This window comes from Amycolatopsis sp. (assembly GCF_025464955.1).
Classification (GTDB): Bacteria; Actinomycetota; Actinomycetes; order Mycobacteriales; family Pseudonocardiaceae; genus Amycolatopsis.
The window spans coordinates 1-22,181 of the sequence record NZ_JAODNM010000120.1 but is presented as its reverse complement, the minus strand read 5'-3'; the positions used below and the strand labels follow the sequence as shown (position 1 = coordinate 22,181).

General features: G+C 68.4%; 23 protein-coding genes. 10 read left to right on the top strand and 13 right to left on the bottom strand.

All coding sequences use genetic code 11. The features are described 5' to 3' along the window. Positions 1–67: 67 nt before the first annotated feature. On the bottom strand, positions 68–1,390 hold the full coding sequence (locus JWQ81_RS29645; protein WP_297546761.1) for a M20 family metallopeptidase: 1,323 nt from the start codon (positions 1,388–1,390) through the stop codon (positions 68–70). Continuing rightward, complete coding sequence (locus tag JWQ81_RS29640; protein WP_297546759.1) at positions 1,387–2,166, bottom strand: methyltransferase domain-containing protein; 780 nt, start codon at positions 2,164–2,166, stop codon at positions 1,387–1,389. The genes JWQ81_RS29645 and JWQ81_RS29640 overlap by 4 nt, the downstream gene beginning before the upstream one ends. Before the next feature lie 119 nt (positions 2,167–2,285). On the opposite strand from JWQ81_RS29640, the gene JWQ81_RS29635 reads away from it, so the two are divergent. Further along, the gene (locus JWQ81_RS29635; RefSeq protein ID WP_297546757.1) at positions 2,286–3,200 is read left to right on the top strand and encodes a DNA-3-methyladenine glycosylase 2 family protein; all 915 of its coding nucleotides are present in this window, start codon (positions 2,286–2,288) and stop codon (positions 3,198–3,200) included. 13 nt (positions 3,201–3,213) lie between these two features. On the opposite strand, the gene JWQ81_RS29630 is transcribed toward JWQ81_RS29635, so the two are convergent. Continuing rightward, positions 3,214–5,832 (bottom strand): hypothetical protein, encoded by a 2,619-nt coding sequence (locus JWQ81_RS29630; protein ID WP_297546756.1) that lies wholly within the window; start codon positions 5,830–5,832, stop codon positions 3,214–3,216. A 223-nt stretch (positions 5,833–6,055) separates the two neighbouring features. Between JWQ81_RS29630 and JWQ81_RS29625 the strand changes: the two genes are divergently transcribed. Together JWQ81_RS29625 and JWQ81_RS29620 are read left to right on the top strand one after the other, a co-directional pair. Further along, positions 6,056–6,775 (top strand): M50 family metallopeptidase, encoded by a 720-nt coding sequence (locus JWQ81_RS29625; protein WP_297546754.1) that lies wholly within the window; start codon positions 6,056–6,058, stop codon positions 6,773–6,775. Positions 6,776–6,830: 55 nt separating this feature from the next. Continuing rightward, positions 6,831–8,069, top strand: coding sequence for an aldehyde dehydrogenase family protein (locus JWQ81_RS29620; RefSeq protein WP_297546752.1), 1,239 nt, complete (start codon positions 6,831–6,833; stop codon positions 8,067–8,069). 54 nt (positions 8,070–8,123) lie between these two features. Here JWQ81_RS29620 and JWQ81_RS29615 read toward each other — a convergent pair whose 3' ends face one another. Next, complete coding sequence (locus tag JWQ81_RS29615; RefSeq protein ID WP_297546750.1) at positions 8,124–8,858, bottom strand: tyrosine-type recombinase/integrase; 735 nt, start codon at positions 8,856–8,858, stop codon at positions 8,124–8,126. Here JWQ81_RS29615 and JWQ81_RS29610 point away from each other — a divergent pair. After that, positions 8,844–9,254, top strand: a complete 411-nt coding sequence (locus JWQ81_RS29610; RefSeq protein ID WP_297546748.1) for a hypothetical protein — start codon at positions 8,844–8,846, stop codon at positions 9,252–9,254. The genes JWQ81_RS29615 and JWQ81_RS29610 overlap by 15 nt on opposite strands. 21 nt (positions 9,255–9,275) lie before the next feature. On the opposite strand, the gene JWQ81_RS29605 is transcribed toward JWQ81_RS29610, so the two are convergent. From JWQ81_RS29605 to JWQ81_RS29595, 3 genes are all read right to left on the bottom strand, one after another. Continuing rightward, positions 9,276–9,965, bottom strand: a complete 690-nt coding sequence (locus JWQ81_RS29605) for a hypothetical protein (RefSeq protein WP_297546747.1) — start codon at positions 9,963–9,965, stop codon at positions 9,276–9,278. Between the two features lie 472 nt (positions 9,966–10,437). Then, on the bottom strand, positions 10,438–10,710 hold the full coding sequence (locus JWQ81_RS29600) for a hypothetical protein (protein ID WP_297546745.1): 273 nt from the start codon (positions 10,708–10,710) through the stop codon (positions 10,438–10,440). After that, positions 10,707–10,844, bottom strand: coding sequence for a hypothetical protein (locus JWQ81_RS29595; RefSeq protein ID WP_297546743.1), 138 nt, complete (start codon positions 10,842–10,844; stop codon positions 10,707–10,709). Before JWQ81_RS29595 ends, JWQ81_RS29600 begins: the two co-directional genes overlap by 4 nt. Positions 10,845–10,954: 110 nt before the next feature. Here JWQ81_RS29595 and JWQ81_RS29590 point away from each other — a divergent pair, with 110 nt between their 5' ends. Beyond that, positions 10,955–11,716 carry a GntR family transcriptional regulator gene (locus JWQ81_RS29590; RefSeq protein WP_297546741.1) on the top strand — a complete coding sequence of 254 codons (762 nt, stop codon included), beginning with the start codon at positions 10,955–10,957 and terminating at the stop codon, positions 11,714–11,716. Between the two features lie 547 nt (positions 11,717–12,263). Here JWQ81_RS29590 and JWQ81_RS29585 read toward each other — a convergent pair. Next, the gene (locus JWQ81_RS29585) at positions 12,264–12,833 is read right to left on the bottom strand and encodes a dihydrofolate reductase family protein (RefSeq protein ID WP_297546738.1); all 570 of its coding nucleotides are present in this window, start codon (positions 12,831–12,833) and stop codon (positions 12,264–12,266) included. On the opposite strand from JWQ81_RS29585, the gene JWQ81_RS29580 reads away from it, so the two are divergent. Next, positions 12,808–13,113: a Scr1 family TA system antitoxin-like transcriptional regulator gene (locus JWQ81_RS29580; RefSeq protein WP_297546736.1), complete on the top strand. Its 306-nt coding sequence runs from the start codon at positions 12,808–12,810 to the stop codon at positions 13,111–13,113. The genes JWQ81_RS29585 and JWQ81_RS29580 overlap by 26 nt on opposite strands. Positions 13,114–13,619: 506 nt before the next feature. Here JWQ81_RS29580 and JWQ81_RS29575 read toward each other — a convergent pair. The 4 genes from JWQ81_RS29575 to ccrA all read right to left on the bottom strand — a co-directional run bounded on the left by JWQ81_RS29575 (position 13,620) and on the right by ccrA (position 17,988). Next, the gene (locus JWQ81_RS29575; RefSeq protein WP_297546734.1) at positions 13,620–14,699 is read right to left on the bottom strand and encodes an adenylate/guanylate cyclase domain-containing protein; all 1,080 of its coding nucleotides are present in this window, start codon (positions 14,697–14,699) and stop codon (positions 13,620–13,622) included. 4 nt (positions 14,700–14,703) lie between these two features. Beyond that, entirely contained in the window at positions 14,704–15,153 is a 450-nt protein-coding gene (locus tag JWQ81_RS29570) for a universal stress protein (protein WP_297546732.1), read from the bottom strand. 100 nt (positions 15,154–15,253) lie between these two features. After that, positions 15,254–16,546, bottom strand: coding sequence for a chromosome segregation protein (locus JWQ81_RS29565; RefSeq protein ID WP_297546731.1), 1,293 nt, complete (start codon positions 16,544–16,546; stop codon positions 15,254–15,256). Between the two features lie 92 nt (positions 16,547–16,638). Continuing rightward, complete coding sequence (gene ccrA / locus JWQ81_RS29560; RefSeq protein WP_297546729.1) at positions 16,639–17,988, bottom strand: crotonyl-CoA carboxylase/reductase; 1,350 nt, start codon at positions 17,986–17,988, stop codon at positions 16,639–16,641. A 201-nt stretch (positions 17,989–18,189) separates the two neighbouring features. Here ccrA and JWQ81_RS29555 point away from each other — a divergent pair, with 201 nt between their 5' ends. Together JWQ81_RS29555 and JWQ81_RS29550 are read left to right on the top strand one after the other, a co-directional pair. Further along, the gene (locus tag JWQ81_RS29555) at positions 18,190–18,561 is read left to right on the top strand and encodes an SPW repeat protein (protein ID WP_297546727.1); all 372 of its coding nucleotides are present in this window, start codon (positions 18,190–18,192) and stop codon (positions 18,559–18,561) included. Positions 18,562–18,594: 33 nt separating this feature from the next. Then, positions 18,595–19,179 carry a TetR/AcrR family transcriptional regulator gene (locus JWQ81_RS29550; RefSeq protein WP_297546725.1) on the top strand — a complete coding sequence of 195 codons (585 nt, stop codon included), beginning with the start codon at positions 18,595–18,597 and terminating at the stop codon, positions 19,177–19,179. Here JWQ81_RS29550 and mce read toward each other — a convergent pair. Next, on the bottom strand, positions 19,176–19,616 hold the full coding sequence (gene mce / locus JWQ81_RS29545) for a methylmalonyl-CoA epimerase (RefSeq protein ID WP_297546722.1): 441 nt from the start codon (positions 19,614–19,616) through the stop codon (positions 19,176–19,178). The two genes, JWQ81_RS29550 and mce, sit on opposite strands and share 4 nt — an antisense overlap. Before the next feature lie 121 nt (positions 19,617–19,737). Here mce and JWQ81_RS29540 point away from each other — a divergent pair, with 121 nt between their 5' ends. Together JWQ81_RS29540 and meaB are read left to right on the top strand one after the other, a co-directional pair. Next, on the top strand, positions 19,738–20,925 hold the full coding sequence (locus JWQ81_RS29540) for an acetyl-CoA C-acetyltransferase (RefSeq protein WP_297546720.1): 1,188 nt from the start codon (positions 19,738–19,740) through the stop codon (positions 20,923–20,925). After that, complete coding sequence (gene meaB / locus JWQ81_RS29535) at positions 20,925–21,890, top strand: methylmalonyl Co-A mutase-associated GTPase MeaB (protein WP_297546718.1); 966 nt, start codon at positions 20,925–20,927, stop codon at positions 21,888–21,890. Before JWQ81_RS29540 ends, meaB begins: the two co-directional genes overlap by 1 nt. Positions 21,891–22,181: the final 291 nt, after the last annotated feature.

The following is a 22,181-nucleotide window of genomic DNA, read 5'->3' as shown; positions in this document are numbered from 1 at the left end:
CGCCCGTAGTTATGAGCAGCCTGTGTATTGGCCTGGGCATTACCTGAGAAGAATTAGCTGAGAGAACTCAGTCGAAGAAGGACGGGACGTCGAGTGCTCCGCCCGCGGCCGCGAACTCCTCGTGCACCGCCTCCCGCAGTTTCGCGTCGCCGAGGTAGTCGGTGGCCGTGAGCGCAAGCCCGAGCGCACCGTCGAGGACCGCTCGGTCACCTGCCGCCGAGCCCGCCGCGGCGGCGAACTCCTTGGTGTGTAAGGCAACCGTGGCTTCGGACACGGCGATCATCGGGTGGATCGCGGGCAGGCGGTAACTCAGGTTCCCGAGGTCGGTCGAGCCGGTGAGGAACTCCGGGACGATGCCGGGCGGCAGCGGTTTGCGGCCGGTGGTGCGCTGGTTGACCGCCCAGCGTCCGGCCAACGTCGTGTTGAACCGGATCGGGAGGTACGGCGGCAGCTCGTCCCAAAGCAGTTCGACGCCGCAGTCGGTCAGCTCGGCGGCGCCGTGCGCGATCCGAGTGACCCTGGCGGCGAGGTCGCGCAGCGTTTCCGGATGCGCCGACCGCAGGTAGAACAGCAGCGCGGCGCGCTCGGGGATGACGTTCGGCCGCGCGCCGCCGTCGGTGAAGATCCCGTGCACCCGGTCGCTGGACGGCATCTGCTGGCGCAGCGCGGCAACGCCTTGGTACGCCGCGACGGCCGCGTCGAGCGCGTTGCGGCCCATGAACGGCTGAGCCGAGGCATGCGCGCCGACGCCGTGGAAGACCATCTCCAGCTGACGTCGGCCGAGGAATGGGTGCATCGCGATGTCGTGGCTGAACGGGTGCAGCATCACCACCGCGTCGACGTCGTCGAAAACCCCGGCCCGTGCCAGGGTTTCCTTGCCGCCACCGCCTTCTTCGGCCGGCGTGCCGATCAACGACACGCGCCCGCCGAGCTCCTCGGCGACCGCGGCGGCACCGAGGAAACCACCGGCGGCGCTGGTGCAGATGATGTTGTGCCCGCACGCGTGCCCGATACCCGGCAACGCGTCGTACTCGGCGAGCACCGCGATGTGTGGGCCGCTGGTGCCCGCGGTCGCGAGCAGCGCGGTGTCCAGGCCGCCGAGACCGACGCGGGCGTCGTGGCCGTGCCGCTTGAGCAGCTCCGCGAGTACCTGGACGGACCGGTGCTCCGCGAAGCCTTCCTCGGGGTGGGCGTGCAGGTCGCGGCTCAGCGCGACGAGGTCGTCCGCCCGTTCGTCCACAGTCGACGCGACCCGTTGCCGCGCCTGCTCGGGTGCGCCGTCGTGCGGCGACGTCATCGGTTCGGCTTGTTCGACGGCTTCCGCGGTGTCCTCGGTGAGGGCGCGCAGGAAGCTGTCGTCGGGCGGGACGGGCGAAGAACTAGTGGTCACTGCGCGATGGTAGCGCCGCGGGTGCCCCCGACGATCTGTGTCACGCCCGCGTACCGCTCACTGATCTCGGTGAATCCGCGGTCGCGGAGCTTGTCGGCGATCTCGCCGCGGTCGAACATCCGCTGTCCGCTGAAGGCTCCGCCGAACGTGTCCACTGTGTGCGCCGGCTGCCAGGTGCGCCGGGCGCTGGTGAGCAGCGCGACGCGTCCGCCGGGTTTGAGGACGGAGGTGAACGAGTCGAGGGCGGCGTCGGGGTCGGCGAACATGTGCAGCGCGGCGAAGCAGCACACGGCGTCCATCGTGGACGTCCGGAACGGCAGCGAAACGGCGTCGGCCCGCAGGTAGGCGACCGAGACGGGGCCGGTGGTGGCGACCGCTTTGGTCAGCATCGTGCGTGAGCCGTCGAGCCCGGCGGAGAGGCCGTCCGGGCCGACGACCTCGCCGAACGCGCGGGTGAACCGGCCGGTGCCGCAGGCGACGTCGAGCGAGGAACCGCCGGGCTTGAGACCGAGCAGGTTCACGGCGATGTCGACCTCGCCGGCCATGCTCGGCCCGCTGAGGCCCTTGGCGATGCGGCCGAGGGCCGGCCGCCAGTAGTGCTCGTAGATCGTCGGCACCACCGAGGTGCGCATGAGCCGCTGTGCCAGGCCGGTCGGCGGCCCGGCCTGGGCGGACTCGCCGAGCAGGTCGACGAAGTCACGGCTCTGACCTGGCTCTTTGCCGGCCTCGAGCAGGTCGAGAAGGCGGTCCTGGGCGGTCGGGCGGCTCGTCGACATGGACAGCTCCCTCGGTCAGGTTCAGATACCGGCAGTATGCCGCAGGAACCCAGAGTCGCGGAAACTGTCGGTGCTCCGGTTTAGTGTCGTTCGCGTCACATCATTTGGGGAGGAGTGCCATGAGCGCGACAACGGGCGCGGTTTCGCGGATTCCGGTGCTGGGCCGGTTCGATCTCGACGAGTCGATCAGGTTCCTGGAGGGGTTCACCCCGGCGGCTCGCAGCGATGCGGCGGAGGAGACAGGGGTGCTGCGCCTCGCGTTCCCGGTCGAGGGCACCTGGGACCACGTCGGCGTCCTGATCCGACAGCGCGCGCCAGCGGTTGTCGAGGCGGAGGTCTTCGCTGCCGAAGATGTGGTGCCCGCTGTGGTCGCGCAGGTCGGCCGGATTCTCTCGCTCGATGTCGACGGCACCGGGTTCGGCGGGATCGGCGCGTCGGACGAGGTCGCCGGGCGGCTGATCGGCCGGTACCCGGGACTGCGCCCGGTGCTGTTCCATTCACCCTATGAAGCCGCTTGCTGGGCGGTGATCGGGCACCGGATCAGGATTCCGCAGGCGGCAGGCATCAAGCAGCGGACCGCCGAGCGGTTCGGGCGGGCCGTGCCAGTAGGCGGGCGTTCGCTGGTCTCGTTCCCCGGCCCGGAGGAGCTGCTCATCGCCGGTGACGAGCTGGGCGTCCCCGAGGTCAAGATCGACCGGTTGCGAGGCCTCGCCGAAGCCGCCCGTGATGGCCTTCTCGACGCGAACCTGTTGCGCGGCATGGAAGCCGACGAGGCACTGGCCCACCTGCAGACGCTGCGCGGCATCGGCCCGTTCTCCGCGCAGCTGATCCTGATCAGAGGAGCCGGCCACCCGGACGTCTTCCCGCGCGACGAGCGCCGCCTGCACGCCGAGATCGAGCACGCCTACGGCCTGAAGGACGCCACCCCCGCCCAACTCGAGCAAATAGCCGAGGGCTGGCGCCCCTTCCGCAGCTGGATGGCCCTACTGCTCCGCAGCGACCGAGAGCGCCGCACCCACGAGATCTCCGGCTGAACGCGCGTGCATTTCACGACCGTCCGTCTGCACCCGGCGACCGCCCGCGGCCGGACAATGCTGCCCAGCTCAGCGTCGGCGGCCGCAGCCGCTTGCGGAATTCCGCCGCGCGCACCGCAGCCGGCTCGTCGGCTCCTTCGTCGTCGAACCACGTGCTCAGTCGTTCCCACAGTTCCGCGCGTGCCTGGCAGAACCGAGCCTGGTCCTTCAGGCTCCTCCCCGGTAGGTGCAGGAGCGGGGTCAACGACATCTGGGCCACGGCCGAAGACGCGTTGCGGCAGTCATCGGCCGGGTCGCGGTCGTCGCTGAGCCGGTGGAGCTCGGCAGCCAACTCGCGCATCCGGTGTTCGCAGCGGTCGAGGTAGCGCTTGGCGGTGTCGTTGATGTCCCCGATCTTTCGCGCGCCGCGGATCACGGTCTTGTTGCCCTCCTCCTCGGGGCCGAGGAGCCGGGCGTGCCGCACGTAGAGCGCCTCTTCGGAGTACTCGGTCGGCAGCAGGTGGTCCTCGTTTCGGCCGCTCTCATCCCACCAGCGCCGCAGCTCCTTGATCACGCGACGCCGGATGTGCCAATCGCGATGACCGACCGCGAGCAGGGTGACCTGACGCCAGGCCTGCTCCTCTCGGGCATGCCAGCCGCGGAGGCGGGACGGGTCGGCCTCGGCCGTCAGTTCGGCACCGTGGGCGCGCCACACCCCGGCCATCAGCTCGCCCAGCGCGGCAACCAGCTTGGCCTGGTAGAACACCAGCTCCAACGACGTCGAACCAGCGGGCCGCAACGAGGCGGGCCGCTCCGGCGCGAAGACCAGGGTTTCGAAGTTGCGAAACGCGTCGGTGCCGCGAAGCGAGGCGAGGTCGGGGTCTTCGTACATCAGCCAGCGACGGCGCTCCGCGAGATACCCGCTGTGACTGGCGGCCGCCGCCTTGTGCAGCTGCAGGATGGCGAGCCGGGCGAGTGTCCGCTCCTGGTCGGCGTCCGGGCGGGCTGTGTCAGCGGCCGCGCTGAGCAGAGCGACGGCGAAGATGCAGGTGGCGCTGTAATGCTCGTGCCACCCCGCTTTCTTCGGGAGCAGTGCCTCGATGACCTCCTGCAGCCGGCTGGGCTCAGGTGGCCAAGAGTCCGACCCGAACAGCTTCCTCAGCCCGGGGCTCAGCGTCACGTTCCGGTAGACCGTGCTGCTCTGTTCCTCGGCACCGGGAAGCGCGGCCTGGGACATCGTCCGGCGCAAGGTCGTCCATACCAGTCCCAGCCGGACTGAAGCAGGCGAGAGGAGTTCCCGCATTTCCCGCGTGCGGTAGACCGACCCGCGCCGCGTGGTGTCCTCGACGAGGCGTTCGAACTCGTACTGCGCCACGGTGCAGAGGTAGTGCCGAAGCAGGGCCGCGCGCTCCTGGCGATCGGCCGCGTGGAGACCGGCCGGCAGTTCGTCGGACAGGATCTTGCCGAGCGTGAGCCGCTTCTCACCGGGTGGAAGCCAAGCGGTGTCCGGGATGTCGTCGTACCGGTCGAACCGGTGTGCCAACATCGCCCGCACGGCGGAGCGCTGTCCGCGGCGAGGGTCCCAGTGGTCCTCGTGCGGGCATTCCCAGTCCGGTAGCCACCATTGTCCGGCGATTCGGTCGCCCAGCCCCATCAGGAGGGCGTGGCGATACCTGGCCAGCAGTAGCGCGCCGCCGCGACTTCTGAGCCGACGTCCCTTCTCGAGCGCGAATTCGGTCGAGTTCCACCATCTCGCCAACCGCTCGTCCTCTCGGTTGCAGATGACGATCACGTCGTCGTAGATGGCGAGCGCTTCGAGGAACAGTTCCAGGCGTTCCAGCAGCTGTGCGGTTTCCAGCCGGATGTAGACGTTGCCGGGGTCGTGGCTGAGCGCCCGGTAGAACTCGTGGAGCGCCTCGTCGTACCGGCGGGCGAGCTGGAACTGGTGCGCGCGCTGGTAGGCGTCGAACAGCTCGGTCGGCATCGCGCAGTTGCGCCACGCGACCCACTGGGGGTGCTTGCAGTGCCGCGTCACCGGGAACATCAGGGCGGCGACCGAATTCGCCGCCTGTTCCACCAGCCTGTCCTCGTCGACGTCGGAGATGATCAGCGGTGCGGCCAGGAACCGCGGCAACCGGATCAGTTCCACGACGATCTTGTGCTCACCCGGCGTCGAGCCGTCCAGCAGGGTGGCCGAAACCCGGAACGCCGACGGCGGCCTGACCAGCCGCATCAGTCGCGACACGGCCTTCCACCAGCCTTGAGGCGCGGCGTCGGCGGCGTTTTCGACGATCTGGATGAAGTCGTTGATCCGCCCGGTGTCCGGCACCGCCGCCGTCCGGTAGATGCGCGACTCGGTGAGCTTGCGCTCGAACCGCGCGGTCAACTCGACCGAGGCCATCGTCCCCGGTCCGGTATCGCTGCGTCGATCGACGAACTCGGCGACATCGAACTGGCTGGCGTGCCAGGCGTTCCACTCGAGTCTCGCGCGGCCGACCGCGTACAGACACGCGACACCCAGCACCGCAGGGCCGGTCACCTGCAGAAAGGTCCACATCACCTTGATCGACACCGGCGAGTTCTGCGCGGGGAACGCGAGCACGCTCGGAATGATGATCAGCGCCAGCGCGGCCGCGAGCATCGTGACGGCCATGGCCCAATACTGGACGCGGCGTGGTCTGGGCAGGTCGGCTGGCAAGGCGGACGCGGACCCGCGGATCTTGCGCACAGGAGTCCCCTTTCCGACGCTGACGGCCAACCCATGAGGTCGTCCGCCGGACGATGCACGTTACGGGGTGTGGGGGGTCGTGTTCATCCGGCAACCGGGTGTTCGGGTCCTAACCGGGACCCGACCGGGCGTGTGGTGAGCTGACCGGGTGAACGCGGCTGACCCAAGCGGGCTATCAGGACTGTTCGACTCCCAGCCGAATCCGGCGGGCTCGGTGGCGCTGATCACCGGCGGGGTGGCGCTGCTGCTGGTGCTGTCCGGCTCGCCGTGGCGCCTGGCACGCAACGTCATCACCATCGTGCACGAGGCCGGACACGCGCTGGTCGCGGTGCTCGTCGGCCGCCGGTTGCAGGGTATCCAGCTGCACTCGGACACCTCGGGTGTCACGTTGTCGCGTGGGAAGCCGCACGGACCAGGCATGGTGCTGACGTCGTTGGCGGGCTACTCCGCCGCGTCGATTCTCGGGTTCGCGTTCGCCGGGCTGCTCGCGGCGAACCGGATCACGGCGTTGCTCGTCGTGGCCGCCGTGCTGCTGCTCGCGGTGCTGGTCATGGTTCGCAACGCCTACGGCGTGTTCGCCGTGGTGGTGACGGCGGCCGTGCTGGCGGCGGTCGCGTTCCTCGCGCCGCCCGGGGTGCAGTCGGTGTTCGTCTACCTGATGACGTGGTTCCTGCTGTTCGGCGGTGTGCGCCCGGTGATCGAGCTGCAGGTGAAACGCCGTCGCGGTTCGGCTCGTGATTCCGACGCCGATCAGTTGGCCCGGCTCACCGGGTTGCCCGGGGTGCTGTGGGTGCTGATCTTCGGGGTCATCGCGGTGAGTTGCCTGATCGCCGGTGGCGCGCTCGTACTCGAGCCCGCGCTCAAGTAGCTCTCCGGCAGTGCGGCACACTGGTCACCAGGGTGTTTCGCTTAAGGAGCTGACGATGGACGAGGTCGCCAAGGCTGTCGAGGAATGCGCGCGGGCGGCGAAGCGCGCCGCGCCGTCGTTGGCCACCGCGTCCGAGGCGGCCATCGACGCTGCGCTCAGCTCGATGGCGCAGCGGCTGCTCGACCACCGCGAGGAAGTGCTCGACGCCAACCGCGCGGACGTCGCGAAGTCCCGTGAAGAGGGGATGAGCGCCGGCCTGCTCGACAGGCTGACCATCACCGAGGAGCGGCTGACCGGCATGTCCGAGCAGCTGAGGCTGCTCGCCGGCGTCCCGCACCCGGAGCGTTCCCGCGAAGTGTCCAAGTTGGACGGTGGGCTGCGGCTGGTCGAACGCCATCGGCCGGTCGGGGTCATCGGTGCCAACTACGAGGCACGGCCGAACGTCACCGTCGACATCGCGTCGCAGCTGGTGAAGTCGCGCAACGGTGGCGTGCTGCGCACCGGCTCGGCCGCGCTCGGTTCCGCGCAACGCCTGCTGGACACCGTGGTCGCACCCGCGCTGGCCGAGGCGGGTATCGACCCGGACGTCATCCAGCTCGTTCCGCGCGTCGAGCGGGAGGCCGCGAGCGCCCTGGTCAGTTTCCCCGACCTCGTGCCGCTGGTGATCCTGCGCGGCAGCGGCGACAGCACCCGCGCACTCGCGCGTGAGGCGGCGCTGCACGGCGTCGGCACGCTCGCGCACGCTGACGGCGGTGGCGTGCTGTACGTCGACGCGGCCGCGGAGCCCGCGAAGGTGCGCACGCTCGTCTCGGACAGCCTCGACCGTCTCGGCGTCTGCAACCGGCTGAACCTGTTGCTGATCAACGACGACGTCCACGACGCAGTCTGGCCGTTCATCCAGGAAGCACTGGCCGAGCGCGGTGTCGAACCTTCGCTGGCTCCGCACGAGCACGCGATCGGCTACGAGTGGGCCCTGGACTCGGCGCACGAAGCAACTGTGACCGTCGCGAAGGTCGCGTCGCTCCTCGAAGCCGTCTCGATCGCCAACGACCAGACCTCAGGCCTCGCCGCCGGCATCGCCACCGAAGACCCCGACGCCGCCGAAGCCTTCTTCGACGCCTACACCGGCACAGGCGTCTTCTGGAACGCCCCCACCCGCCTTCTCGACGGCTTCAAGCTCCTCGCCGTCCCCGAAACCGGCATCAACCTCGACCGCACCCCCGGCCCCCGCGGCCCGGTCACCTACACCGACCTCTACCTGCGGCAGTACGCCGTGCTACCTGACCTGGGCTGAGCTGGAGGAACGTAGATCGGGGCGTGTGGGACTCGGTGGGTGTTTCTAGGGTTGTTATCGCAGGTCACCCGCGTTTGTTTCATCCTCGTTGGTAACGGTTGAGGGCGGCTGGTTGGTCGAGTCCGTCCCACGTTGTCCCACGCTCTCGTCTACGGCGGCCAACTGGGGCCGCTCACCGAGCGAGGCAAGCATCCGGGCGCGGGCGGCCGGCGTCTCCTGGACGTAGCCCTCTAGCTCTTCGAGGTCGCTGTGGCCCATGATCCGCTTCGCCGAGAAGCTGTCCATGCCGCCCTCGATCGCGCGCGTCGCGAAGCCACGGCGCAACGCGTAGCCGCTCTTCGGCGTGAGGTTGGCGGCGATGCCGCTCTGCCGGATGTGGCTGCTGAGGAGATCTTGGTGAAGCACACCGCCCCACACGTTGCGGAAGATCAGCTCGTTGGTGCACACAGTGCCGTCGGTGTGCACCACGCCACAGCCCTTCGTCATGTCCCTACCCTCGATCCGGCGCTTGATGATCTCGATGGCCTTCGAGCTGAGCGGAATCACCCGCTCGTCGCCGTCCTTCGGGTGGGCGCGGATCGTCCCCTTACGCCGGACGTACGTCTCGGCCACCGTCAACCATCCGCGCTTGAGGTCTGCCCGGTGGATGTGGAGCGCGGCCAGCTCGCCCGGACGGATGCCGACTTCGAGCCCGAAGTCGATCGCGTCCGCGTAGATGGGGTTGAGGTGTTCGCGGAGCTTGGGTGCTTCCTCGATCGGGCGGCCGGCGCCGAGATGGGCGTCAGCCACACCACGATCCAGAACTGGACCAAGCAGGAAGCCGACGAGCGGGTGCTGCCGCTCGCCGACGAGCTGCGCAAGGTCACGCTCGAACGCCTCGGCGAGATGCGGCAGTCCGCCCTCGAGGTGCTCGAACGGATCCACCTGACTGTGAGCCAGGGCAAGGTCATCAAGCACGACTTCGGCATCCCGCTGGAAGACTCCGCGCCCCGGCTCGCCGCCATTGACCGGCTGCTCCGCGTCGAGGAACGCATCGCGAAGCTGATGGGCCTCGACGCCCCGACCCGCTCGGAGATCGAAGCCCGCGTCGAGCAGAAGCCGGCCGAACTGCTGGCTCTGATCGCCAAGGCGCGCGCCGAGCAGGACGCCACCGAAGCTGAGCTGACCGGGGGCGCCAGCGGATGAGCCTCTGCAGTACGGCGGGCCTCATCGTGGATCTGCCGGAACAAGTTCGCCTCCAGGCAGACGGGTCCAGCGCTTCCCGTTTCCGTCAGTAAAGTTCAGCTCTATTTCCGCTAAATGGATATACGACCGCTCCTTATGGTCCTGACTCTCGCCGGTCCTCTTGGCCTCAGCGGTCATAAGCGTTCTCAACGCTCCGTTGAATGCGCCAGGGTACTTCCCGAAGACGCGGGCTCCCGTTGTTGGCCCTAGTTGCGGTTCAGTGTCCGTAAATTTTGACTCAAAGTCCTTTCTGGCTGCAAAGAAGCGAATGACAAGCACGACGCGGTACACGGGTTGACTGCCGCTGTTGCTGTACATGACGCGGTACTCTTCAGGGCTTGTCTCGACGCCAACGAAATTCTTAGCGACCGTGTCGAGTTCAACGGTTTGCTTGTCGATCCACACGCCGAACTTCGACGCCAGTTCTCGCGACTCCTGGTCGTCGAGGCGTGCAGCTTGCTCGCGGGCCAATCGGTCGGACCTTCGCCAGCCCTCGACAGCAACCCAGACGGCGGTGACTGCCGCCGCGGTGCTGCCGAGACCGCCGATCCACCCACCCCACGCTGCCCACCAGCCTGAGTCCGCGTGGTCAGCGAGGCCGAAGGTGAGCAGCACCAGGAAACCCATGGTCAGCAGGAACGACCAAAACATCACGCGGTCCTTGCGAATCATGCCCGGATAGTCGCGCTTTGCAGCCCGATCGTTTCCAGGGCGTGGGGCGGCAACAGCTGCGACTTTCCGACGATGCCTCTGCGTCGGAGTGGCCGGCGGACACACGGTTGACCAGGGGCCGGTAGGCGAGGGACGCCTACCGGCTCCTGAACTTGTCCCGCGGCCGGTGACCTGCAGGCGGGAGCGCTGCCGGCCGCGAGGTGGAAGTGCGCCGCGGGGGGATTCGGCGCACCGTTTGAGGGAAGCGCACGGGGCCCGGGTGCGTGCAGCACAACCGGGCCCCGCTCCTCCGCGCCGCTTAAAGGCCAGTGCGGAGGCCTCCCCGTGCCCACCGATACAGCGTTCGGGCACGGAGCCAAGGCCCAACCGGTCCGGGCTCTGTCGGGGGATGAGAGCCGCCCGGAACGGTTGGGGGTTGGGGGCCCAGTCGGTGCGGCGCACATTGCGGGAACGGGCGCACCGACCGGGCAGATCAGGGGCGGTCGCCGCGGGCTCGACGGTCCGCGTTGGCGCACCCGACACAGGCCCGGACGTGCGCGGCCACCGGGTCAGCGTTGACCTCGACCTTGGGGTGCCGCGCCGGGTACATGTCGTCGGCCTGGCACCACGGCACGAGCCACTGGATCGTGGGGTCGGCGAGCTCGGACTTGTTGTAGAAGTGCAGCCGGTTGCCCTCGATGTACTCACGGATCACCCAGTCCACGTACGGCTTCACCGACGGCCCGATGGCGATGCGGGCGATCACTGGTCACTCTCCGAAGTACTCACAATCTGGGTACCCTTCTCGGCCTCTTCCGCCTCGACCTCGACCTTGACCCGCTCGGCTGGGTCGACGGGATCACCGGCCGACCCAGAACCCGAGTTGCTGAAGAAGCTCACGGCTGTTCACCTGCGTCCTAGTCGGAACTGGTCAAGATGTCATTACCACTCTACGATGACACGACCCAGGCAACTGGTCAAGACGAGAGAATGTGAGGGAGGATGACCCGATGGTGGATCGAACGAGCGGCGTACCAGCCTTCCGTCAGGTGGCCGCCGACCTGCGAGAAAAGATCTCCGCCGGCCACTACCCGGCAGGAGAACGGCTCCCAAGCGAACGCGAACTAGTCGAGTCCTACGGTGTGTCGAGACCGACCATCCGCGAAGCCGTGAACGTCCTTCGCACCGAGGGCATAGTCACGGCCGAACACGGTCGAGGCATCTTTGTGCGGCCGCCGTCGGCGATCCATCGCCTGTCGCGGTCCCGCCTGTCGAGGGAAGCGCGAGGCCGCAACCAGGGCGCGTTCCTGGCTGACGCAGCGGCGCGTGGATTCGCCCCGTCGTCCTCAGTGAAGATCCGTTTCGAGGAGGCTGACCAGCGCGTCGCCGACTACCTCAGGATCGACCCCGGCGCCGAAGTCACCGTGAGGGACCGGGTGATGCGAGCCAACGGGCTGGTAGTCCAACTCGCGGTGTCGCAGCTCCCGCGCGCCTTCACGCGTGACACCGCGATCGAACAGGTCGATACCGGGCCTGGTGGCGCGTACGCACGCCTTGAGGACGCCGGTCACCCCATCGGCTCGTTCGTCGAGCATGTCGGCGCGCGGATGCCGACCCCCGACGAAGCGACCGCGCTGCAACTCACCGGCGGTACCCCGGTCGTCACCATCACCCGCGTGGCCTACCAGGACGACGGCACCCCGCTCGAGGTCAACGACATGGTGCTGCCCGCCGACCGATACGAGGTCAGCTACGAGTGGGCAGCTGACTGACGACGCAAGAACCTCGAAGCCCCGGTGCCCACGAGAGCACCGGGGCTTCGTCGCGTCACCGGTAGGTGAGCAGGTGCTCGACCTCGTCCGCGTCTGCCTGTGTGACGATCGGCGCCGAGCAGTTGCCGATCAGTTGCCGGACAGCCCGGACCGCCTGCACAGGTCCACGTGGTAGCCAGCGTCCCGGCCCAGCATGATCGCGGTGGTGTCGGCGACAAGATTGCCGAGCTCACCGGATTCGACGCCACCGATAAACCATGGCTGGACCTGCCCCCGACGCTGTGATCACACATGTCCCCACCAGTTGAACACCAACGCGACAACGCGAACACCACCGCCCCGCCGGCGTTGCCGGCGGGGCCTCCTTATGCCCGAGAACATCGTCACGATTAACGACGCCGTCGTCCTCATCTCCAGCGGGTCGGTCAACAGCTCGCGCGGAACGCAAGGAAGGGGCCGGGGAAGGCTTCCTCGTAGCCGAGTGTCACGGTGAGCATGCCGGGAAGGATTTCGACCTGGCCTCACGAGCCGAGCATTTGGCCCGTGCTCACCGCTTCATTTCGTATCGGGTCAGCACCACGCCGCCGGGAAACGTCCGCGTCTCCACGAGGTTCAGGTTCACCCAGCTGTCCAGCGCCGTGAAGAACGGTGTGCCGCTGCCCACCAGGACCGGGTAGGTGGCCAGGGCGTACTCGTCGATCAGCCCGGCTCGCATGGCAGCCCCGGCGAGCGTTGCGCCGCCGATGCCCATCGGGCCGCCGTCCTCGGCCTTGAGCCGGGTGATCTCGGCGACCGCGTCGCCGGTGACCAGGCGGGTGTTCCAGTCGACCTTGTCGATCGTCGAGGAGAACACCACCTTCGGCGTATCCCGCCAGTTCCGCGCGAACTCGATCTCCGCCCGGGTAGCGTTGGGCTGCTGGTCGCCGGTCGGCCAGTGGGAGCTCATCGTCTCCCACAGGTTGCGCCCGTACAGCGACAGTTCGCTCGCCCGCTCCTGGTCGAGCCACCACTGGAACAGCTCGTCGCTCGGCGGCCCGCTCCAGCCGATGTCGAGGCCGGTCGCGGCGATGTAGCCGTCGAGGGTCACGTTCATGCCGAAGATCAGTTTCCGCGTCATGCCAGCCTCCCGTGAGTCGATCTCAGAAGTACAGACGGGCGCGGCGCGAAAACCCAATCTGTGCATCGAGACGCCAGTCATCCCCATGCACGGCTTCTGGATCATGGACGACACGTCAGTGGTCGTCGAGACGATCGATTCCGAGAGCACCGCCGAGAACCCGGCCGACATCGCGCTCTACCAGCGCGTGATGGACGAACTTTGGACTGTCGCAGTGGAGGGCGACGACGCTCGCGCGATGGTCGCCCGCCTAGCTACCGAGACCGCCGCCAGCCGCTGAGCGACGAGGACTCCTCGTTCCAGGGGTCGTAGGTCACGGTTCGTCCGGGTCTGACCTGCCGGACGTCGGTGCCTAGCGATTCGTTGTGAAAACGCAGAATGCCCCGGCGCCGGTGCCAGGGCATTCTGGGCTTTGAGCTTCTGTGTGGAGAGTGCTGGCTAGCCGCACGCTCCGCAGCAGCCGCAGCCCTTACCTGTGCAGGCCGAGCAGCAGCCGTGACGAAGGACAACGCTGAGCAGACGCTTGATCATGAAGCCTCCCGAGTTGGACCGCACACATGCGCATATAACGCTAGGTGCGCGGTGACCAGCGAGGACACCGCTGTCCGCGTGCGACTGCTCGCACTATCGGCTGAACCTAGGGCAGCTTGAGGGTTTCCCGGGCGAGTTCGTTGGTTTCGGCGCCGTTGGTGACGGAGTGCAGGATCCCGTTGTCCCCTGCTGTCAGCCGCGACTCAACTCGACAAGAGTGCCACTGAAGTGCAAGCAGGTGGTCGTGAAGTGCACTTAGCGGCGTCGGCGGGGGCGGGGGTCGTCGAGGCCCAGCATTTCGGCGGCGAGTTGCTGGGAGTTGGCGAACATGCCGGTGGGCTGGTCGCGGGCGCGGCGGAGGGCGGAGGGGCGTAGGCGGTTGTAGCCGCGGACGGAGACCGGGCGCCGGGTGCGAAGTTCGAACGCGGGCTCGTTTTCGAGGTCGGCGGCTAGCTCCTTGTCGACGAGGATGGTGCCGGGGCGGGCGACGGACGTGAGCCGGCTTGCGAGGTTGACCACCGAGCCGTAGACGTCGCCGAATCGGCTGAGGATCCGGCCTGACGCCATCCCGGCGCGGACGGCGGGAAGGCGCTCGTCGGCATTCGTCCGCTCGGTCAGGGTGAGCGCGATTTCCGCCGCGTCGACAGCCGAGTCGGCGACGAACAGGACCTCGTCACCGATCATCTTCACCACCCGGCCTCGGTGCTCGGCGATGACGTCGGTGGTCAGCGCCTCGAACCGGTCGAGCACGTCGCTCAGTTCGCCCTCGTCGACGCGCCTGGTCAGCCGCGTGTAGCCGACCATGTCGACAAACCCGACAACCTGGGTGAGCGTCTCGAGATCTTCCTCGGGGCTGGCCAGCGCGCGCCCCGCGTACGCGGCCAGATGCCGACGCCAGACAAAGTTCTGCACGCGTTCGAGCTCCGGCAGCAGGCGGTCGACCACGCGGGCGATCTGCCGCTCGTTCTTGCCCAGCTCCTGGTTTTCGGTGATCAGCGTCCACAGCATGTGGACCTGCCACTCCGCCAGCCGCGACAGGTGCAGCCCCAGCGCGCGGGTGACCGAAACCTCGATGCTCGGGTCGACCAACCCGGACCGCACCAGACCGTCAGTGATCCGGAGCGCTTCGACGTCGGCGTCGGTGAAGACAACCTCGTCGTCCTCGACGGTGGCGAAGCCGAGCGCGCGCCATAGCCTGCTAACGCGCTCGGGCTCAACCCCGGCCTTCTCGAAGACGTCGAGCCGGGTGTACTTGCGTTTGCCGCCGAGCAGGATGCGCTCGAGCCGTTGCTGCAGGTCTTCGCTCGACGCCGAATCGCCGGGATCCTGGCTCATCCGCTCAGGTGGTGTGCACGATCAGGACGTCGACCCCGGACTTGCGCGCGACCTCCGAGGGCACTGAGCCCAGAATCCGGCCGGTGAGCGTGTTCAGCCCCCGGTTTCCGACGACGAGCAGGTCCGCGGAGTGGTCGTCGACGACCTTGCGCAGCGATTCGACCGGGTCGCCCACCACAGGCACGGTCTCGATCTTCGACGCGCCGAGCTTGACGGCCCGGTCACGGGCGCTCTGCAGCGTGTCCTCCGCCGGTGCCGAGCCGACGACCTGGTACGACTCGTCGCGCAGCGCGTCCTGCGCCTTGTCGACGTCGTGCTTGCTGGCGGGGTAGTAGGCGCAGGCGATCACCAGGGTGGCGCCGGAGTCCGCGGCGACGCTCGCCGCCCGGTCCACCGCGGCGAACGACGATTCCGAGCCATCGGTACCTACGACCACGGTTTGATAGGCGGCCATTCACATCCTCCAGCGACAGACGAGTTATGCAGCTCGACCAGGCATCGAGGGCCCGGCGAACGCCGTTCGACGCCGCTGGATCCTCGGTTGCCTGAAGAGGCTACTCGCCAGTCGGTTTGCGCGCGCCCGCTGGTGGGCCGGTCGGTCTGGGGGCGGGTTTGGCCAGCGGGTTGGGCCGGGCGACCAGCGGGTTCGCGGGCCGCTGACCCGGCTGAACCGCCTGCGCACGCACGGGCTGCGCAGGCTGGGCCTTGGGCGCGGCTTGCGGCGCGGTCTTCGGCACGGACGACGCCTTGATCTGCACGGTGGTCTCTACGTCGTCAGCGGCACTGCCGCCGCCACTGCTACTACCGCCACCGTTGTCCGCCGGCTTGGGCGCGGCCTTCGCTTCGGGCTTCTGCTCCGACTCGCCCAGGACCTTGCTCGCCTCGGCGAGCACGCTCCGGGCCGAGTGGACCTGGTCGAGCAGCGACCCTCGCACCTTGCGCAGCTCTTCGACCTGGGCGGCGGCCTGCGAGATCCGCCGGTTCGAGTCGTCGGTGGCCGCGCGGACCCGGCGGTGCGCCTCGTCGGACGCCTCCGCGAGGCGAGCGTTCGCCTCGGTCGTCGAATCCTGCTTGCGCTTGTTGGCATCCGCGACGGACTCGCGCTGGCGGCGCTCGATCTCGGCCGTGGCGGCCGTCTCCTCCTCGAGGACCTTCGCGCGGATGGTCGCGGCGTCCTCGGTGGCCTCGCGGACCCGGCGCGCGGCCTCGGCCTTGCTGGCCGCTTCCTGCTCGGCCAGTACTCGCATCGCCTCGTTGCGGCGGGCGGCCATCGCGATCTCGAAGTCCTCTTCGACCTGCGTCCGGTGCTGCTCGGACTCGGCGTCGAGGCGGTCCCGCTCGGCCTTGGCCTCGTCGGTGATGGTGTCGGCTTCCGCGCGTGCGGTGACCAGCACACCACGGTGCTCGGCTTCCATCTCCTTGCGACGCTCGTCGAGCTCGTTGAGGAGCTGCTCGTAGCGCGCACGCATGGCGCTCGCGTCTGTTTCCGCCTTGGCCCGGATATGCCCGGCCTCGGCCTCCGCGCGTGCCTTCGTGTCCGCGGACTCGTCTTGCGCGAGCCGCAACATCCGTTGCAGCCGCTCGGAAAGTCCCTCGATGCTCGTCGGCGGCTGGGCCAGGCGCTCGACCTGTCCACGCAGATCCCCGATGTCGTTCCGCGCGCCTTCGAGCTGCCGGGCCAAGTCGCCCGCCTGCGAGATCGCCGCATCGCGATCCGAGGTCAGCATCTTCAGATCGGCGTCCAGCCGCTCGAGATGTTCGTCGACCTGGCCCCGGTTATAACCGCGCTTCATGACATCGAAGCCAGCTCCCAGCGGCACAAGCTCCCGTTCTTCGCCAAGGCTCATAGCCCTACCGTAGTCGGTTGTCGTCTTACTCCGGTGTGGTGGATGCGGTGAACGGGAGCTTTGTCTCGCCGAGCGTACTCAGAGCAACCTTTTCAGGCGCCGCGGAACGCATTGATCGCGTCGAGATGCTTTTCGCGGAGTTCGGTGTCATGCACGCCGAGTCCTTCTTCCGGCGCGAGTGCGAGCACCCCGACCTTTCCCTGGTGCGCGTTGCGATGCACGTCCAGCGCGGCCTGCCCGGTGTCCGCCAACGCGTAGGTCCTGGACAGGGTCGGGTGGATCAAACCTTTGGCGATCAAACGGTTCGCCTCCCACGACTCTCGGTAGTTGGCGAAATGCGAGCCGACGATCCGCTTGAGGTTCATCCACAGGTACCGGTTGTCGTACTGGTGCATGTAACCGGACGTCGATGCGCACGTGACGATCGTGCCGCCGCGCCGGGCGGCGTAGACGGAAGCGCCGAACGTCTCGCGCCCCGGATGTTCGAACACGATGTCCGGGTCCTCATTGCCGGTGAGTTCGCGGATCTTCGAACCGAAGCGCTGCCATTCCTTCGGGTCCTGTTCGTGCTCGTCCTTCCAGAACCGATAGCCCTCGGCACTGCGGTCGATCACCAGCTCCGCGCCCAGTTTGCGGCAGATCTCCGCCTTCTCCGGGCTGGACACCACGCACACCGGGATCGCGCCGCCGTTGAGCGCGTACTGCGTCGCGTACGAGCCGAGCCCGCCCGACGCGCCCCAGATCAACACGACGTCGCCCTGCTTCATGTCGGCGCCGTTGCGGGAGACGAGCTGCCGGTACGCGGTGGAGTTCACCAGCCCGGGCGAGGCGGCTTCCTCCCAGGTGAGGTGCTTGGACTTCGGCATCAGCTGGTTGGCCTTGACCAGCGCGATCTCGGCCAGCCCGCCGAAGTTCGTCTCGAAGCCCCAGATGCGCTGCTCGGTGTCGAGCATCGTGTCGTTGTGGCCTTCCGGGCCTTCGAGCTCGACGTTGAGGCAGTGCGCGACGACCTCGTCGCCCGGCTTCCAGTTGTGCACGCCGACGCCGGTGCGCAGCACGACGCCGGACAGGTCGGAGCCGACCACGTGGTACGGCAGGTCGTGGCGCTTCGACAGCGGCGACATCTTGCCGTAGCGCTTGAGGAACTTGAAGGTGGACACCGGCTCGAAGATCGAGGTCCACACGGTGTTGTAGTTGATCGCGCTCGCCATCACCGCGACCAGAGCCTCCCCAGGGCCGAGCTCGGGCGTCGGCACCTCGTCGAGGTGCAGCGACTTGCGCGGGTCCTTGTCCTTGCTCTCGAGGCCGTCGAACATCTCGACCTCGTCGGCCCGCACGGTGATCCCGCGGTAGCTCTCCGGGACCGGCAGCGAGCCGAGGGCGTCGAGGTTGCCGGACAGGATGGCTTGCTGGATCTCGCTCAACTGCGTCGTCGGGGCCATGAGTTGATCCTCCGCGGGAGTGGGGCTGCGTGGCCAACAAATTACTCATGAGTAACTCGTCGACACAACCGTACGAGAGCAGCGGCACTTTCTCATCTCGAACCGGCACCGGTTTCTTGACCGGCTGGCCAACCAAGAGGAAGATCGACCTCAGGAGATCGCGACCGGCGGCCTCCGCAGCAGTTTTCGGAGGTGATCACGATGGTCGAATCCGCGGTACGTCCCTGGACCCGTCCCTACGATTGGGCAGAGGTCGTGTTGGGCGCGGTCGCGCTGCTCTCGCCTTTCTGGACGGACACGAGCAACACGTCGAAGTGGTCGGTCATGGTGCTGGGCGCGTTGGTCCTGCTCGACGGCCTGGCTTCGCTCGCCCGGCCGGGCATGGTCTACGGCGAGGGCGTGCAGATCGTCCTCGGCGTGCTGCTCGTCATCGCGCCTTGGGTGATGGGCTACACCGCGTTGACCGGGGCAAGCTGGGCGTCGTGGATCGTCGGCGTGCTGACCGTCCTCGCGGGCGCGGCGGCGCTTCCTGTCGCCAATGCCGCACACGGCCGCATGGCCGGGTCACACTAGAAGTTCACCCGTACGCGCAAGGTGGGAGTGGTTGTGGGCGTCGCATCGGACGAGGACTCGGCGCGCGAGCGGATCCTGCTCGCGGCTGAAGAGCTGTTCGCCGAGTCGGGTTTCGACGCGACCCCCACCTCGCGGATCGCCGAGCGCGCCGGGGTCCCGAAAGGGTTGGTCCACTATTACTTCCGGCGTAAGCCAGACCTGCTGGAGGCGCTCGTCGAGCGGTTGCCCGACGAGCGCGTCGAGCCGGGCCGGGTCGTGGTGCCCGGCGACATCGCCGGCAGCCTGCGCCGCCTGGTGGCGGAGCTGGACATAAGGCTGAGCGCGTCGAGGATGCTTTCGCACCTGCTCTGGCGTGAGGCCGACACCCACCACGCGGTGCGTGACGCGCTGCACGAGCGGTTCCGCTCGCTGGTTCGGCAGGTGCGGGCCGTCATCGTCGCGGCGGGCGGGCCGCTGCTTGCCACCGCCGACGTCGACAGCGCGTCCGGCCTGCTCGCGCGCTCGATGAGCTACCGGCACTCGGTCGCGCGCCACGGCGGCCCCGAGGCGATCGCCGCCGACGGTGAGCTGGAGCGAGAACTGACGTTCATCGCGGCCGCGCTCACTACGCGAAGTTAGCTCGCGGGCTCGACGAGTTCGACGAGAACGCCGCCGGCGTCCTTCGGGTGCACGAAGTTGACGCGGCTGTTCGACGTCCCGCGCTTGGCCTTCTCGTACAGCAGCCGGAGGCCCTTGGCCCGCAGGATCTCCGCCGCGGCGTCCACATCGGACACCCGGTAGGCCAGCTGCTGCAGGCCGGCGCCGCTCTTGTCGAGGAACTTGCCGATCGCCGAGTCCGGGCGGAGCGGAGCGAGGAGCTGGATCGCGGTACCGGTGCCACCGTCGTTCTTGGCGTGGAGCATCGCTTCGCGGACGCCCTGCTCCTCGTTCTCCTCGGTGTGGGTCACCTCGAGGCCGAAGTGCTCGACGTAGAACTCGATCGCCACGTCCAGATCGGGCACCGCGATGCCGACGTGGTCGATGGCCGTTACGAGCAGCTTCAAGTCCTCGTCCATGAACGAAGAATAGGGCGTCCGGCAAGACGGGCGGGGTGCGACGGCTCACACTGTCTCAATCCAGCAGACGGTACTGGCGGTAAGGTCGGAGTACTGCCTGCATCGACGCTTGGAGGACGCTGTGTCCGGTTCTGTGATCCTGGGGGCCGCTCGGACCCCGATCGGGCGACTGCTCGGCTCGCTCAAGGACTTCTCGGGAGCGCAGCTCGGCGGAGTGGCCATCAAGGCCGCGCTCGAGCGTGCCGGGGTCGCGCCCGAAGCGGTGCAGTACACGATCATGGGCCAGGTGCTCACCGCCGGCGCCGGGCAGATCCCCGCGCGCCAGGCCGCTGTGGCCGGCGGCATCCCGATGTCCGTGCCCGCGCTGACGATCAACAAGGTCTGCCTGTCCGGCCTCGACGCCATCGCGCTGGCCGACCAGCTGATCCGGGCGGGCGAGTTCGACATCATCGTGGCCGGCGGCCAGGAGTCGATGACCCAGGCCCCGCACCTGCTGCCGAAGTCCCGTGCCGGGTTCAAGTACGGCGACACGACGTTGGTCGACCACATGGCCTACGACGGCCTGTTCTGCGCGTTCGACCAGGTCGCGATGGGCGCGTCGACCGAGAAGCACAACTCGCGCTACGGCGTCACGCGTGAGCAGCAGGACGAGTTCTCCGCCCGGTCGCACCAGCGCGCCGCCGCCGCGATCGCCGCCGGCAGGTTCGCCGACGAGATCACCCCGGTCGCGATCCCGCAGCGCAAGGGCGATCCGGTGGTCTTCGACACCGACGAGGGTGTCCGCGCGGACACCACGGCCGCCGGGCTCTCGAAGCTGAGGCCGGCCTTCGCCTCCGACGGCACGATCACCGCCGGGTCGTCCTCGCAGATTTCCGACGGCGCCGCGGCGGTTGTCGTCTGCAGTAAGGCCAAGGCCGAGGAGCTGGGCCTGTCCTGGATCGCCGAGATCGGCGCGCACGGCGTGGTCGCCGGGCCGGACGCGAGCCTGCACGAGCAGCCGTCGAACGCCATCCGCGCTGCGCTCGCCAAGGCGAAGCTGGACGTCGGCGACCTTGACCTCGTCGAGATCAACGAGGCGTTCGCCGCGGTCGGCGTCGTCTCCAGCGACAAGCTCGGCCTCGACCCGGAGAAGGTCAACGTCAATGGCGGGGCCATCGCGCTCGGTCACCCGATCGGCGCGTCCGGCGCCCGGCTCGCCGTCCACCTCATCTACGAGCTCGCCCGCCGGGGTGGTGGCCTCGGTGCCGCCGCGCTGTGCGGTGGCGGCGGGCAGGGCGACGCGTTGCTGATCAAGGTGCCGAAGGCCTAGTGCCGGTCACCACCGACGTCGGCGAGCTGGTCGATCGCGCGCGGGACGGGCAGCCGCGCGCGATCGCCCGGCTGATTTCGCTGGTCGAGGACGCGCATCCGCAGCTGCGCGAAGTCGCCCGCGCGCTGACGCCGTACACCGGGAACGCCCAGATCATCGGGCTGACCGGGCCGCCGGGCGCGGGCAAGTCGACGTCCACTTCGGCGCTGCTGTCCGTGCTGCGCGAGCAGGGCAAACGTGTCGGGGTACTGGCCATCGACCCGTCGTCGCCGTTCTCCGGCGGCGCGCTGCTCGGCGATCGGATCAGGATGTCCGAGCACGCCACGGACACCGGGGTGTTCATTCGCTCGATGGCGACCCGCGGGCATCTCGGCGGCCTCGCGTGGGCGACGCCGCAGGCAGTGCGGGTGCTCGACGCGTCCGGGTTCGACGTGGTGCTGATCGAAACCGTCGGCGTCGGGCAGTCCGAAGTGGACGTCGTGACGCTCGCCGACACGACGGTCGTCCTGCTCGCGCCGGGGATGGGCGACGGCGTCCAGGCGGCCAAGGCTGGGGTGCTGGAGATCGCCGACGTGTTCGTGGTCAACAAGGCCGACCGCGAGGGCGCCGACACCACCATCCACGACCTCAAGCAGATGATTTCGTTCGGCCGCAAGGAACTGCGCGGGCCGAGCTGGCGTCAGCCCATCGTGCGCACGGTCGCGTCCAAGGGCGAGGGCGCCGCCGACGTCGCGCAGGCGCTCGAGGACCACCGAAGGTGGCTGGCCGCCAGCGGGGAGTTGACGCGGCGGCGGGTGGCTCGCGCGGTCAGCGAGGTCGAGGCGATCGCGCTGCGCCGGCTGCGGGCCGAGATCGGAGACCTGCGCGGCGGCGAGGAGCTGTCGGCGCTGGCCCGCCAGGTCGTCGACCGTGAACTCGATCCCTACGCCGCGGCGGACAAACTGATCCACGACCTCACCCGCTGACCCCATCCGCCAGGTCGCACGCAACTCGCCGTCGAGTTGCGATACTTAGCGTCCGCAACGATCGCAACTCGACGGCGAGTTTGCGGTTGTTGCGGACGCTGGTAGGCCGCGTGTGTAAGGAGGGCACTCTTGTACAAAAGTGCCTCTTGTGTCGTGTGTGTGGGTCCGCGACGCCTCAGTGGGTGCCGGGTGATGTGGACTGGCTCCGTTTTACCGCGGCAGGGACGGGTGGTGTGGGGGAAGGGATTCTGAAGGCCGGTTGGGGTGGCTGGGTGGTGTCGGTGTGGCTGG

What these genes read in the sequence shown, in the direction of transcription:
- JWQ81_RS29640 (WP_297546759.1), bottom strand. Translation starts at nt 2,166, where the DNA reads ATGTCGACGAGCCGCCCGACCGCCCAGGACCGCCTTCTCGACCTGCTC.
- JWQ81_RS29635 (WP_297546757.1), top strand. Translation starts at nt 2,286, where the DNA reads ATGAGCGCGACAACGGGCGCGGTTTCGCGGATTCCGGTGCTGGGCCGG.
- JWQ81_RS29630 (WP_297546756.1), bottom strand. Translation starts at nt 5,832, where the DNA reads ATGGCCGTCACGATGCTCGCGGCCGCGCTGGCGCTGATCATCATTCCG.
- JWQ81_RS29620 (WP_297546752.1), top strand. Translation starts at nt 6,831, where the DNA reads ATGGACGAGGTCGCCAAGGCTGTCGAGGAATGCGCGCGGGCGGCGAAG.
- JWQ81_RS29610 (WP_297546748.1), top strand. Translation starts at nt 8,844, where the DNA reads ATGGGCGTCAGCCACACCACGATCCAGAACTGGACCAAGCAGGAAGCC.
- JWQ81_RS29605 (WP_297546747.1), bottom strand. Translation starts at nt 9,965, where the DNA reads ATGATTCGCAAGGACCGCGTGATGTTTTGGTCGTTCCTGCTGACCATG.
- JWQ81_RS29590 (WP_297546741.1), top strand. Translation starts at nt 10,955, where the DNA reads ATGGTGGATCGAACGAGCGGCGTACCAGCCTTCCGTCAGGTGGCCGCC.
- JWQ81_RS29580 (WP_297546736.1), top strand. Translation starts at nt 12,808, where the DNA reads ATGCCGAAGATCAGTTTCCGCGTCATGCCAGCCTCCCGTGAGTCGATC.
- JWQ81_RS29585 (WP_297546738.1), bottom strand. Translation starts at nt 12,833, where the DNA reads ATGACGCGGAAACTGATCTTCGGCATGAACGTGACCCTCGACGGCTAC.
- JWQ81_RS29575 (WP_297546734.1), bottom strand. Translation starts at nt 14,699, where the DNA reads ATGAGCCAGGATCCCGGCGATTCGGCGTCGAGCGAAGACCTGCAGCAA.
- JWQ81_RS29570 (WP_297546732.1), bottom strand. Translation starts at nt 15,153, where the DNA reads ATGGCCGCCTATCAAACCGTGGTCGTAGGTACCGATGGCTCGGAATCG.
- JWQ81_RS29565 (WP_297546731.1), bottom strand. Translation starts at nt 16,546, where the DNA reads ATGAGCCTTGGCGAAGAACGGGAGCTTGTGCCGCTGGGAGCTGGCTTC.
- ccrA (WP_297546729.1), bottom strand. Translation starts at nt 17,988, where the DNA reads ATGGCCCCGACGACGCAGTTGAGCGAGATCCAGCAAGCCATCCTGTCC.
- JWQ81_RS29555 (WP_297546727.1), top strand. Translation starts at nt 18,190, where the DNA reads ATGGTCGAATCCGCGGTACGTCCCTGGACCCGTCCCTACGATTGGGCA.
- mce (WP_297546722.1), bottom strand. Translation starts at nt 19,616, where the DNA reads ATGGACGAGGACTTGAAGCTGCTCGTAACGGCCATCGACCACGTCGGC.